An 11,562-nucleotide genomic window follows, 5' to 3' on the forward strand; every position below is an offset into this window, starting at 1 on the left:
CCAGCCAACCACCCGCCGTCGGGAGCGGGCTGCCTACGAGGTGAGGGTCCAGGCGCGACGCTTGACGAGTACGTGCCCGCGCGACGTGGTCAGGCGGCTCCAGGGTCCGGTCTCGAACAGCCGGACGGGGTCGTGCCCGAGGAACCCGAGGCTCTCCCCCGCGAAGCCGGCACCGGCCGGGACGTGCTCGATGCCCGCGACCGGACGCCCCCACACCTCGGAGCGGACCTTGCGGACGATCGCGTCGCCCGCGTTCGTCGGGACGGCGTCGGCGACCTCGGCGATGCCGTCCCGGGCGGCACGGCGCAGGAGCTCCGGCGAGACGTCGGGCAGCGGGACCCACCCGCCCCGGGGCGGGGAGATCGCCGCCCAGGTGACCGTGTGGACCTCGAGCGGCAGCTCCACCTCGATCGGGGTCGCCCGCGTGGGGTCGGCGCCGTCGGCGTGTTCGGCGTCCTGCGCGTCGGCGAGCAGCCGCAGACGTTCCTGCAGCGAGGCGAGCGGGACGACCGCGTCGATCGTCGCCGGCTGCGCGAGCGAGAACGTCCGGAGCCCGAGCACGGTCGGCAGCTCGTCGAGCAGGCCGAGCGGGTAGAGGATCGCGGTGTAGACCGCGAGGACGCCGGAGTCCGCGATGAGGCGGACCGAGCCGTCCTCGATGCGGGCGGCCCGTCCGAGGTAGGTGCGCAGGTCCCCGAGGGAGGCTGCGTCGGGAAGCGTGAACGAGGTGCCCATGTCACCCCGAAGCCTACCGGCAGGACCCGGCGGCGCGGCGTTCGTAGACTGCACGGTGTGAACGGCGAACCGGACTTCCTGCGGACCCTCCGACTCGAGGACACGGGCGCGAGCACGGGCGAGACGATCCTCACCGGTGCGAGCCACTGGTCGCCAGGGGGCCGAGTCTTCGGTGGGCAGGTGCTCGCGCAGTGCATCGTCGCCGCGCAGGCCACCATCGAGGACCGCGACATCCACTCGATGCACGGCTACTTCCTGCGCCCCGGTGACATCGACGTGCCGATCACCTTCGGCGTCGAGCGCATCCACGACGGCCGGTCGTTCGCTGCGCGCCGGGTGCAGGCGTACCAGCGCGGCGTGCCGATCTTCTCGATGATCGCGTCGTTCCAACGCCCGGACGCCGGCGTGGAGCACCAGGACCCGTTCCCCGTCGACGTGCCGGAGCCCGAGTCGCTGCCCTCGGCCTCCTCGATCCTGTCCGCCATCGACCACCCGGTCGCCCGGGCCTGGGCGGAACGCTCGATCGACCTGCGGCACGTCGAGGGTCCGGTGTTCGTCGACGTGCAGGGCGAGCACGTCGCGCACCAGGCGGTGTGGTTCCGGGTGGAGGGCGACCTCCCCGCCGACCCTGCGCTCCACCGTGCCGTCCTCGCCTACGCGAGCGACCTGTCCATCCTCGAGCCGATCATGCGCCGGCACGGGGTCGCCTGGGGAACGCCGGGCGTGAAGAGCGCGAGTCTCGACCACGCGATGTGGTGGCACCGCGACGCCCGTGCCGACGAGTGGGTGCTCTACACGCAGGAGTCCCCGAGCGCACAGGGCGGTCGGGGACTCGCGTTCGGCCGGATGTTCTCGCCGGACGGACGGCTCCTCGCATCGGTCGCGCAGGAGGGGATGATGCGCGTCCCCCGCTGATGCACACATCGGTGCGTGATCCGTCCCACAGCGGCGCTCGAGCCGTCCTCAGCGGCGCTCGATCCGTCGTTGGGGGCCGGATCCGGTCCGTGCTACGGGCGGGAGAACGCCACCGGGGCTTCGACGTAGTCGGCGCACGCCGCTCGCTCGGCCTCGGTCAACCGGCGCGGACGGTTGCTGACCGCGTCGACCATCACGAGCGCCGTGGTCGCCCGGGTGTACAGCACCGCGGGCTCCTGTCCGACCGGTGACCAGACCTCGTAGGACACGTCGATGCTCGCCCCGCCGAGCCGCCCGATCCACATCTGGATGTCGAGCGGCTGCCGCAGGTACGGGATCGACGCGAGGTACTCGAGGCGCTGTGCCGCGATGACGGTCATCGTGCCGGACCCGGGACGGCCGTCGATGATCGGCTCGGGGACGGACCCGTCCGGCGCACGTTCCTCGGGGTCGGGACCCCAGAACCCCACGATGCGCGCCTCTTCCAGGAGACGCAGCATCGCGGAGTTGTTGACGTGCCCGTACGCGTCGATGTCGCTCCACCGCATGCGGACCGGAGCGTGCAACCGCGCCACGGTCAGTCGCGGGTGAGCTTGCGGTACGTCGCCCGGCCGGGCTTCGCCGCATCGGCGCCGAGACGCTCGATCTTGTTCTCCTCGTACGCCTCGAAGTTGCCCTCGAACCAGTACCAGTTGGGGGTGCCGTCCTCGTTCAGGCCCTCCCACGCGAGGATGTGCGTCGCGATCCGGTCGAGGAACCACCGGTCGTGGGTGATGACCACGGCACAACCGGGGTACTCGAGCAGGGCGTTCTCGAGGCTGCCGAGGGTCTCGACGTCCAGGTCGTTCGTCGGCTCGTCCAGGAGCAGCAGGTTGCCGCCCTGCTTGAGCGTCAGCGCCAGGTTCAGACGGTTGCGCTCACCACCGGACAGGATGCCGGCACGCTTCTGCTGGTCCGGCCCCTTGAAGCCGAACTGCGAGACGTAGGCCCGCGACGGGATCTCGGTCTTGCCCACCTGGATGTAGTCGAGTCCGTCGGACACGACCTCCCACAGGTTCTTGTTCGGGTCGATGCCGCCACGGCTCTGGTCGACGTACGAGATGTCGACCGTCTCACCGATCTTCAGCGTGCCGCCGTCGAGCGGCTCGAGGCCGACGATCGTCTTGAAGAGCGTGGTCTTGCCGACGCCGTTCGGGCCGATCACGCCGACGATGCCGTTGCGGGGCAGCGTGAAGGACAGGTCGTCGATGATGACGCGCTCGCCGAACTGCTTGTGGAGCTTCTCGGCGTCGATGACCTGCGAACCCAGGCGGGGTCCGACGGGGATGACGATCTCCTCGAAGTCGAGCTTGCGCGTGCGCTCGGCCTCGGTGACCATCTCCTCGTAGCGGGCGAGACGCGCCTTCGACTTCGCCTGGCGTCCCTTCGTGTTGCTGCGGACCCAGTCGAGCTCCGACGACAGCCGCTTCGCGAGCTTGGCGTCCTTCTTGCCCTGGACCTCGAGGCGAGCACGCTTCTTCTCGAGGTAGGTCGAGTAGTTGCCCTCGTACGGGTACAGACGACCGCGGTCGACCTCGGCGATCCACTGCGCGACGTGGTCGAGGAAGTACCGGTCGTGGGTCACGGCCAGGACGGCACCGTGGTACTGCTGCAGGTGCTGCTCGAGCCAGAGCACGGACTCGGCGTCGAGGTGGTTGGTGGGCTCGTCGAGGAGGAGCAGGTCGGGCTTCTGGAGCAGGAGCTTGCAGAGCGCCACACGACGCTTCTCACCACCGGAGAGGTGCGTGACCAGTTCGTCCCCCGGGGGGCACTGGAGCGCGGCCATCGCCTGCTCGAGCTGCGAGTCGAGGTCCCACGCGTCCGCCGCGTCGATCTCCTCCTGCAGCGTGCCCATCTCGGCGAGCAGTGCGTCGAAGTCGGCGTCCGGCTCGGCCATCAGCGCGGAGATCTCGTTGAAGCGCGTGATCTTGGCGTGGATCTCGCCGACGCCCTCCTGCACGTTCTCGAGCACCGTCTTGGTCTCGTCGAGCTCCGGCTCCTGCATGAGGATGCCGACGGTGAAGCCCGGTGTGAGCTTCGCCTCGCCGTTGGACGGCTGGTCGAGACCCGCCATGATCTTCAGGATCGTCGACTTGCCCGCACCGTTCGGCCCGACGACGCCGATCTTGGCGCCGGGGAGGAACGACATCGTGACGTCGTCGAGGATCAGCTTGTCGCCGACCGCCTTGCGGGCGCGGACCATCTGGTAGATGTACTCAGCCATATCGCGCCAAGTGTACTGACAGTGCGGGTCCCGCGTCTGCCGTGCCGTCGGTTCGCCGTATCCCGCACGGGGGCTGTTGCGCTCGCCGACTTCGACGTACGGTTTCCCCGCTCCGCACCGGGAGCAGGGTCGTCCGACCACCGGAGAGGATCAGGTCATGTTCACCAAGCGTCTGCGCCGCCTCGCGCTCCCCATCGCGGGTGCCACCGCGCTCACCGTCGCGCTCTTGGCGCCGGCGAGCGCTGCCTCGGCGGCGTCGCCCGTCCCGCACGGCAGCCCCTACGTGCAGTACACGGCGCACCTCGTGGAGAACGGGTCCGGCACCGGGTACTCGTCCTACATCAACGTCCACGACGCCCACAACAACGCCTTCGCCGTGGGGATCCAGTCGGACACCGCGTCGACCGTGAGCAAGGGGCAGCCGCGGTTCATCTGGGAGCGCGTGCAGAACGGCAAGTTCACGTACGGCTACATGGGCGGCGCGTCGCACAGCAAGACCTCGGTCGGGCTGCGCTGGTACAAGAACGACGTCGCGTCGGTCATCCTCAACAATCGCACGGTCGGCACGATCGCCCTGAACCTCGACGGACGGCTGTTCTTCAACGCCGAGGCGAACGCCCGCGTCAACGGGGACGTGGTGCACTCGCAGGTCAACGACATCTCGATCAAGGTCGGCGACTCGTCGGGCCGCACCGGGCTCGCCGGCAAGTGGGACACGAGCTTCACGTTCCACGGCCTCAAGGCGAAGCAGACGAACAGCCCGAAGGTCCAGGGCGCGAGCTTCTCGATCGACGGCCGTGTCTCGGGCCTCCCGCGTGGCGGCAACTGGGACACGACCGAGGTCGCGGGCATCGCGATGATCGCGCAGAACTGGCGGTAGCCCCGCCCGGACGGCGGCGGGTGCCGGTTCAGGCCGCGGCACGCTCGTCGCCGTCCTCCGTCGGGTCGTCGCCGACCGCGTCGAACGGGTGGTCGAGGATCGCCGCCGTGTGGCGGGCCGCCTCGGCGCCGTCCGGGAGCTCCTCGACGGCGTCCGGTTCGCCCTGGTGGTCCGGTCCGACCCGGTGGTCCGGCCCGGGGCCGTCGTCGGTGGGGACGGCGCCGACCTCACCCGTGACCGGGTCCACGACGGAGACGATCGCGGGGGTGCTGCCCGGAGCCGCGGAGGACTCCCCCGCGTGGCGCGGGACGCGGACCCAGTTGCTGATGCCCCACGCGAGGTCGTGCCCGAGCGCCTCGGCGTCGATCTCGACGGACGTCCCGCCCCGGCCGTCGCGCTCCCACGTGCGGATGCGGATGCGGCCGGTGACGACGATGCGGTCCCCCTTCTTCAGGGAGCGGTGCACGTTGGCCGCGAGCGACCGGAAGGCGGTGACGGTGTACCAGTTCGTGGCGCCGTTGCTCCAGGTGGAGGTCGTCCGGTCCCAGCGTCGGGAGGGCGAGGCGAGGCGCATGCTCGTGATGGCGATGCCGGTGTCGGTCACGAGGTGACGCGGCTCGGTGGCGATGATCCCGCAGACGGTGATGGTGTCGTTCATGGGTCGATCGTCATCGAGCCCCGGGCCGCGCAAGCGGCCCGGGACTCGATCTGTGACTGGTCGACTCGGAGAGGTGCGCTGTGGAGGACGAGTCCCCCGCGCCTCCCGGCCGGAACGCGGTCAGTGCGCGCGGAACTCCGGACGGTCCGCCAGCGGGCCGAGGGCCGCGTGCACCGCGCCCTTCGCCGACTCGAGGGACGGGTACGTCCCGCCACCCGCGCTCCGCCCGTAGAGCTCGACGCGGAACCCTCCGTCGGCTCGGTGGATGCTGCCGACCGCTCCCGCTGGTCCGACCGCGACCCAGGTCCCGGTGTTGTTCGTCATCGTTCGACCACCTCCTCGTGGCCCCGACGTCCGGAGTCTCAGGACGCCAGGATGTACTGACTGTAGGCCTTGCGGACCTTGTTCACCTTCGGCAGCGCCACTGCGAGGCAGTAGCCCTGACCAGGGTTCTTCGCGAAGAAGTCCTGGTGGTACTCCTCCGCACGGTAGAAGGTACCGAGCGGCTCGATGGTCGTCACGATGCCGCCGTCCCAGATGTCCGAGGCGCGCGCGATCGCCCGCTCGAACAGCGCCTTCTGGTCCTCGTCCGCCGGGAACATCGCCGAGCGGTACTGCGTGCCAACATCGGCGCCCTGCCGGTTCAGCTGACGCGGGTCGTGGAGCGTGAAGAACACGTCGAGGATGACGTCGGCCGGGATGACCGCCTCGTCGAACGTGACCGCGACGGCCTCGGCGTGACCGGTCGTGCCGGTGCAGACCAGCTCGTAGGACGGGTCGGCCACCGCCCCGCCGACGTAGCCCGACACCACGTCCTGCACGCCCTGGAGCGTGCGGTACACGGCGTCGAGACACCAGAAACATCCACCTGCGAGCACGAACGTGGTCATGGCGTCACCGTACCGCGCGCGCCTCTGAGCGACCCGCGACCGGGGCACAGGTCCTCCACGATGCGCACGCTCGCGATGCCCGTGCACAGAAGGCCCGACGGTGCCCGGCGTGTCGGTGGTCGGCCGTACCGTCGGACACACACCGACGAGCAGGAGGCACGACGATGCAGGCGACGAACGAACCCGTCCTCAGGATCCGCACCGCACCCGTTGCCCGCTCGCGCGGCGACCTCCGGATCCTCGACGTCCGCGACGACCTCAGCCGCGTGACCCGGGCGAACGGGGAGATCGTCGGGTACGTGGACCGCGTGGACGTCGCCGGGGGCACGGCCTACCGCGCGCGGCGGTACGTGTCGACCGAACGGCGCTTCGTCGAGCTCCCGAACGTGTGGTCGGCCGACGACGCGGTCGACTGCCTGCGCTGGGGATGAGTCCGAGCCGGCGGATCGGCCAGCGCGCGGGGAACACCCGGTCCGCGGAACGCCGCCCGACCTCCCCGATACCTGACCGTTCCGTGAGTAGGGTGCGCGCATGAACTGGTGGAACGACCTGAGCGACTGGATCTCGTCCGACGACGGCTGGCGCGTGATCTCCGGCGCGCTCATCCCGTTCGTCGCGATCGTCGTGGCGGGCATCGTCGCGGCGCTCATCGGACGCGGGGCGACCAAGCGGGTCGTGACGATGCAGGAACGCGAAGCCCGGAACGCGGCCGTCGCGGGCATCGTCTCGGCTGCACGCAAGGCGGCGACCTGGGGTTCCCTCGGGCACGACGAGCGCGCCTACGCGGACCACCTCGCCGAGGACGCCGACATCCGACTGCGGCTGCTGCCCGTCGTAGGTGCGCCCCTCGCGGCGAACTGGACCCAGCACGAGATCGCCGACATCAAGAAGAACTCCTCGACGTTCAGCTTCCAGGCGGAACAGTCCCTCGCCGAGTTCCGTGACCGCATCCTCGAGTGGCAGGCGCGTCCGAACCGTGCGCGCAAGCTGTTCAAGAGCGACCTCGAGCGCTGGAAGTTCGACTCGCCCGATCCCGACGCCGAACTCATCACCAGGCAGCAGGACTGGAACGCCGACCAGGCGAGCGCCTCGCGCACCTCCGACGCCGGCTCGGCCGCGGCGGCTCCGGCCGAGCGTCCGACACCGACGACGACCTCGCTCCGTCCCGCGCCGGGTGCCGCTGCCGGTGCCGGTGTCGGGAGCACGTCCGCGCCGTCGGCGGGTGCCGGGTTCTCGGTGACCCGCGGCGGTTCCGCGCCGGTCGACCCGAACGCGACCACCCCCATCTCGGACACCTCGAGCAACCGGACGACCCCGATCTCGGACGCGACCACCACGCGGGCGTACGGCGACGGCGCGACCCGCGCGTACGGGGACGGGGCGACCCGGGCGTACGGCGACGGGGCGACCCGCGCGTACGGGGACGACGCGACGCGTCCTGCCGGGGCCGGGCCCGCTGCCGACGCCCCGACGCGCGCGCCGCTCGGGTCGCCCGCCTCCCCCGTCTCCGGACGGAACCCGAGCTCCGTCGGCGCTCCGGACGCCGACAACGCGGACGCGGTGGACGACGTCCGCCCCTCCGGTGCACGCGGGACCACGACGGACGGGTCCGCAGCGGGCAGCGCGGCTCCCGTCGCGGGTCCGACGGCCCGTGGGAACGACACGCGGTCGGACGACGCGCGGTCGAACGGTGCGCGGTCGAACGACGTCGGCGAGTCCGGCGACCAGGAGCCTGCCGCCCGCGGCGCCGGCGCTCCCGTCCCGCCGCCGGTCGCGCAGCCGACCTCGGCGGACGCGCACGTCAACCGCACCACGGGCGGCGACGCCCGCGCGGCCGACGGCCCGACCGCAGCGCAGACCCGGTCGATCCCGACCCGCATCGCCGGTGGCCCCGCCGAACCCGCGGACGCCGACGAGACCTCCGAGGCGCCCTACACCCAGCCGATCAGCGCGAGCGAGCTCCGTCGCCGCGCTGCCGACGACGACGAGTAGGCGCTCCCCGAACTGCGCGAAGGCCGCCGTCCTGATGGACGGCGGCCTTCGTCGTGGGTGCCCCCGGCAGGAATCGAACCCGCGGCACGGTGGGTAGAAACCACCTGCTCTATCCACTGAGCTACGGAGGCGGACGGCCCCGATTCTATCCGCGACCCTCGCCGAGGTGCTGCACGAACCGGTCGACCTCCCGCTGCGACCGCAGGTGGACGATGCGCAGGTGCGGCGCGGTCTCGACGAGCGCCGGCACTCGGCGGCGCGAGTCGTTGCGGGTACTGATGCCCCACCGCACGATGTGCCCGCGGTCGGTGAAGAACGTCCAAAGCGACGGTTCGGTGTTGCCGTTCCACATCTCGATGCGTCGGAACCGACGGTGGAGCGTCCGACGCAGGAGCCGCCAGAGTGCCTGGGCCGTCGGCAGGTCGATCCACACGAGCGTGTCCGCACGCTCGGCCAGCATCGCCCGGACGGACGTGTACTGCCACTCCGTCACCCATGCGGGTTCGCTCGTGTACCGCTCGACGTCGGCGACGAAGGTGTCCCGCGGGACCCAGCCGGGCCCGTGGTAGAGCGAGTCGATCTCGGTGTGCGGGAGGCCGAGGACCCGGCCGATCCGCCCCGCCGTGGTGGTCTTCCCGACACCCGTGGTGCCGGCGACGAGGACACGACGGGGCGCGGGGTCGAGGTGGTCGTCCGCTCCGAGCACCCCTCGACCCTAGCCCGCCGTGAGGTCGTAGACCGTGACCCCGCCGATGGTCGACGCGGTGAAGTTCGACTCCACCCACGCCGAGATCTTCGACGCCGCATCGCTGCCGCCGTTCGACTGCCCGACGCTGCCAGCGATGAAGTAGTGGATCTTCCCCGCAGCCACGTCCGCCTCGAACTCGGCGAGGGTCGGTGACGGGTCCGAGCCGTTGAAGCCGCCGATCGGCATCACCGAGGCGCCGGTCGCGAGCTGGTAGGTCGCGGCGCTGTTCGACCCGATGGTCGCAGCCACCCAGGTGTAGTCGTCGGCGTCCTCCAGGAGCGCCTTCCGCAGCGTCGAGGAGATCTCGGTCGATCCGCCGAGCAGCCCACCGGCACCGCCGAACCCGCCACCACCCGCACGACCCGCACCCGTGCCCGTCCCGGTGCCGCCACCCGGCGCGGTGCCGGTCCCGGTGCCGCCACCCGTCCCTGTGCCGGTCCCGCCGGGCGCACCCGCCCCACCGGGTCCACCGGTGCCGCCAGCGCCACCCGCGCCTCCCGGAACACCACCGTTGGTCCCGGTCGCACCACCGGCGGTCCCGCCACCGGCGGTCCCGCCACCACCGAACCCACCGCGTCCGCCACCGAACCCGCCGCGTCCGCCGCCGCCGAAGCCGGCGCCCGCGACCGTCGGCCCGGCCGACGGCAGCGAACCGGTGTGCGCGGTCGTCACCGTGTCGATCGAGTACGCCGTCGGTCCGAGGAGCGCCGTGACGACCGCGCCGACCACCACGATGCTGCCGACCGGTCGTGACCACCTGGCGGACAGCCCACGATCGGCGGGGGCGGGGGTGACGTCGGACCCGGGCTCGCCGATCACCCGCGGCACACGCTCCCACCCGTCGACAGCAGCCGAGGCCCCGGCACCAGCCACGGCCGGCCCCGCCGCCGGGCCCGCCGCCGGGCCCGCGCCTGCCGCCGACCCCTCACCGGCCGCGGCAGCACCGGCCCCGGCAGCACCCGCACCGGCCGCCACCAGCTCCGCACCGGCTGCCTCCGCACCCGCGCCGGGAGCCGAGGCAGCGGCCCCCGACCGCACCGGCACGAGCACCGCCACCGCCGTCACCACCCCGGCCACGAGCACCACCCACCGGATCCACGGCTGCCACCCCGACGCCGCCGTCAGCAGGTGCCACTGCCACACCACGGTCACCACCACGGCGAGCGCAGCCGTCCCGCGCCACCACCACGACGAGCGCCGCTCCCACAGCACCCCGGCGCCGATGCCCACGAGTCCGGCGATGTACGGGGCGAGCGCCACCGTGTAGTACGGGTGGAAGATCCCGCCCATGAAGCTGAAGACCAGCCCGGTCAGGAGCAGCGCACCGCCGAGCGCGAGGACGGTCGCCAGCCGCGGCGAGGTCCGCTGCCGGAAGCCGATCGCGACGAGGGCGGCGACGAGCAGGACGAGCGCGGTGGGCAGCAGCCAGGTGATCTGTCCCGCGAACTCCGAGCCGAACAGCCGGAGGATCCCGGTGGCACCCCAGGAGCCGGCGCCGGCGGTCCCGCCACCGCCGGTCACGCTGCCGGTCTCGTCGCCGGTGACCCGACCGAGGCCGTTGTAGCCGAAGGTGAGCTCGAGGAACGAGTTCGTCTGCGATCCCCCGACGTACGGACGGGACGACGAGGGCACGAGTTCCACGACGGCGACCCACCAGCCGCCGGCGACGACCACGGCGAGGGCGGCCCAGAGCAGGTGCACGACCCGCTTCACGAACGGCAGCGACGAGCAGTACAGGTACACGCCGACGAGGACGGGCAGGATCAGGAAGCCCTGCAGCTGCTTCGTGAGGAAGGCGAACCCGACGGCGACGCCCGCCCAGACCACGTACCGCAGCTTCCCGGTGTCGACACCGCGCAGGACGAGCCAGAGCGACAGCACCATGAGCAGGGTGAGGAGCGCGTCCGGGTTGTTGAAGCGGAACATCAGGGTGGCGACAGGGGTCGTGGCGAGTGCGGCTCCGGCGGTGAGCGCCGCCCCGGCGGAGAAGCGTCGGCGGACGATCGCGTACAGCAGCGCGACGATGGCGACCCCCATCAGCGCCTCGGGGACGAGGATCGCCCACGAGTTCAGGCCGAACAGCCGGACCGACAGCTCCATCACCCAGAGGAACGCCGGCGGCTTGTCGACGGTGATCGAGTTGCCGGCGTCCGAGGACCCGTAGAAGAAGGCCTCCCAGCTCTGGCTCCCGGCCTGGACGGCGGCCGAGTAGAACGCGTTCGCGTACCCGTTGACGCCGAGGTTCACCAGGTACAGCACGCCCGTGGCGAGGAGCAGCCCGAAGAAGGCGGGACGTTCCCAGCGTGCTCGCTGGACGGCGGGTGTGCGGGAGGTGCGACTCATGGGTCAAGGGTCACCGGACCGGCTTTCGGCATCCGTTGCTGCCGCTGTGGAAGAGCCGGGAGGCGCGGCGGACGTCCGCCAGGTCGGGTTCCGGAACCCTTCGGCGCACGTCTGCCTGCCGTTCGCCTGTGCGACACC

Annotated in this window: 12 protein-coding genes and 1 tRNA gene; 4 read left to right on the plus strand and 9 right to left on the minus strand. The window is 71.6% G+C overall.

Annotated features, from left to right (window positions below; genetic code table 11):
* Positions 1 to 33: 33 nt before the first annotated feature.
* Positions 34 to 735: a hypothetical protein gene (locus tag ACIQUC_RS05550; RefSeq protein ID WP_402264203.1), complete on the minus strand. Its 702-nt coding sequence runs from the start codon at positions 733 to 735 to the stop codon at positions 34 to 36.
* A 57-nt stretch (positions 736 to 792) separates the two neighbouring features.
* Here ACIQUC_RS05550 and ACIQUC_RS05555 point away from each other — a divergent pair, with 57 nt between their 5' ends.
* A complete protein-coding gene (locus ACIQUC_RS05555; RefSeq protein WP_402264206.1) occupies positions 793 to 1,650 on the plus strand; it encodes an acyl-CoA thioesterase in 858 nt (285 codons plus the stop codon).
* A gap of 92 nt (positions 1,651 to 1,742) precedes the next feature.
* Here ACIQUC_RS05555 and ACIQUC_RS05560 read toward each other — a convergent pair whose 3' ends face one another.
* Both ACIQUC_RS05560 and ettA read right to left on the minus strand, forming a co-directional pair.
* Entirely contained in the window at positions 1,743 to 2,198 is a 456-nt protein-coding gene (locus ACIQUC_RS05560; protein ID WP_031262723.1) for a thioesterase family protein, read from the minus strand.
* A gap of 29 nt (positions 2,199 to 2,227) precedes the next feature.
* A complete protein-coding gene (gene ettA / locus ACIQUC_RS05565; protein WP_402264209.1) occupies positions 2,228 to 3,913 on the minus strand; it encodes an energy-dependent translational throttle protein EttA in 1,686 nt (561 codons plus the stop codon).
* Between the two features lie 157 nt (positions 3,914 to 4,070).
* Between ettA and ACIQUC_RS05570 the strand changes: the two genes are divergently transcribed.
* A complete protein-coding gene (locus ACIQUC_RS05570) occupies positions 4,071 to 4,793 on the plus strand; it encodes a hypothetical protein (protein ID WP_022907447.1) in 723 nt (240 codons plus the stop codon).
* A gap of 28 nt (positions 4,794 to 4,821) precedes the next feature.
* On the opposite strand, the gene ACIQUC_RS05575 is transcribed toward ACIQUC_RS05570, so the two are convergent.
* From ACIQUC_RS05575 to msrA, 3 genes are all read right to left on the minus strand, one after another.
* The gene (locus tag ACIQUC_RS05575) at positions 4,822 to 5,451 is read right to left on the minus strand and encodes a single-stranded DNA-binding protein (protein WP_402264212.1); all 630 of its coding nucleotides are present in this window, start codon (positions 5,449 to 5,451) and stop codon (positions 4,822 to 4,824) included.
* A gap of 120 nt (positions 5,452 to 5,571) precedes the next feature.
* Positions 5,572 to 5,775 carry a hypothetical protein gene (locus ACIQUC_RS05580; protein ID WP_070416606.1) on the minus strand — a complete coding sequence of 68 codons (204 nt, stop codon included), beginning with the start codon at positions 5,773 to 5,775 and terminating at the stop codon, positions 5,572 to 5,574.
* A gap of 38 nt (positions 5,776 to 5,813) precedes the next feature.
* Entirely contained in the window at positions 5,814 to 6,341 is a 528-nt protein-coding gene (gene msrA, locus ACIQUC_RS05585) for a peptide-methionine (S)-S-oxide reductase MsrA (RefSeq protein ID WP_402264215.1), read from the minus strand.
* Positions 6,342 to 6,505: 164 nt separating this feature from the next.
* Between msrA and ACIQUC_RS05590 the strand changes: the two genes are divergently transcribed.
* On the plus strand, positions 6,506 to 6,772 hold the full coding sequence (locus ACIQUC_RS05590) for a hypothetical protein (protein WP_022907443.1): 267 nt from the start codon (positions 6,506 to 6,508) through the stop codon (positions 6,770 to 6,772).
* A gap of 100 nt (positions 6,773 to 6,872) precedes the next feature.
* Complete coding sequence (locus ACIQUC_RS05595) at positions 6,873 to 8,333, plus strand: hypothetical protein (protein ID WP_402264218.1); 1,461 nt, start codon at positions 6,873 to 6,875, stop codon at positions 8,331 to 8,333.
* Between the two features lie 58 nt (positions 8,334 to 8,391).
* Here the strand turns inward: ACIQUC_RS05595 and ACIQUC_RS05600 are convergent.
* The 3 genes from ACIQUC_RS05600 to ACIQUC_RS05610 all read right to left on the minus strand — a co-directional run bounded on the left by ACIQUC_RS05600 (position 8,392) and on the right by ACIQUC_RS05610 (position 11,424).
* Positions 8,392 to 8,464, minus strand: a tRNA-Arg gene (locus tag ACIQUC_RS05600).
* A 14-nt stretch (positions 8,465 to 8,478) separates the two neighbouring features.
* Entirely contained in the window at positions 8,479 to 9,039 is a 561-nt protein-coding gene (locus ACIQUC_RS05605; RefSeq protein WP_402264221.1) for an AAA family ATPase, read from the minus strand.
* Positions 9,040 to 9,048: 9 nt separating this feature from the next.
* Entirely contained in the window at positions 9,049 to 11,424 is a 2,376-nt protein-coding gene (locus ACIQUC_RS05610) for an ArnT family glycosyltransferase (RefSeq protein WP_402264224.1), read from the minus strand.
* Positions 11,425 to 11,562: the final 138 nt, after the last annotated feature.

It is taken from the genome of Curtobacterium sp. NPDC098951 (assembly GCF_044759965.1).
In the GTDB taxonomy this organism is placed as follows: domain Bacteria; phylum Actinomycetota; class Actinomycetes; order Actinomycetales; family Microbacteriaceae; genus Curtobacterium.

What these genes read in the sequence shown, in the direction of transcription:
- ACIQUC_RS05550 (WP_402264203.1), bottom strand. Translation starts at nt 735, where the DNA reads ATGGGCACCTCGTTCACGCTTCCCGACGCAGCCTCCCTCGGGGACCTG.
- ACIQUC_RS05560 (WP_031262723.1), bottom strand. Translation starts at nt 2,198, where the DNA reads ATGCGGTGGAGCGACATCGACGCGTACGGGCACGTCAACAACTCCGCG.
- ettA (WP_402264209.1), bottom strand. Translation starts at nt 3,913, where the DNA reads ATGGCTGAGTACATCTACCAGATGGTCCGCGCCCGCAAGGCGGTCGGC.
- ACIQUC_RS05570 (WP_022907447.1), top strand. Translation starts at nt 4,071, where the DNA reads ATGTTCACCAAGCGTCTGCGCCGCCTCGCGCTCCCCATCGCGGGTGCC.
- ACIQUC_RS05575 (WP_402264212.1), bottom strand. Translation starts at nt 5,451, where the DNA reads ATGAACGACACCATCACCGTCTGCGGGATCATCGCCACCGAGCCGCGT.
- ACIQUC_RS05580 (WP_070416606.1), bottom strand. Translation starts at nt 5,775, where the DNA reads ATGACGAACAACACCGGGACCTGGGTCGCGGTCGGACCAGCGGGAGCG.
- msrA (WP_402264215.1), bottom strand. Translation starts at nt 6,341, where the DNA reads ATGACCACGTTCGTGCTCGCAGGTGGATGTTTCTGGTGTCTCGACGCC.
- ACIQUC_RS05590 (WP_022907443.1), top strand. Translation starts at nt 6,506, where the DNA reads ATGCAGGCGACGAACGAACCCGTCCTCAGGATCCGCACCGCACCCGTT.
- ACIQUC_RS05595 (WP_402264218.1), top strand. Translation starts at nt 6,873, where the DNA reads ATGAACTGGTGGAACGACCTGAGCGACTGGATCTCGTCCGACGACGGC.
- ACIQUC_RS05610 (WP_402264224.1), bottom strand. Translation starts at nt 11,424, where the DNA reads ATGAGTCGCACCTCCCGCACACCCGCCGTCCAGCGAGCACGCTGGGAA.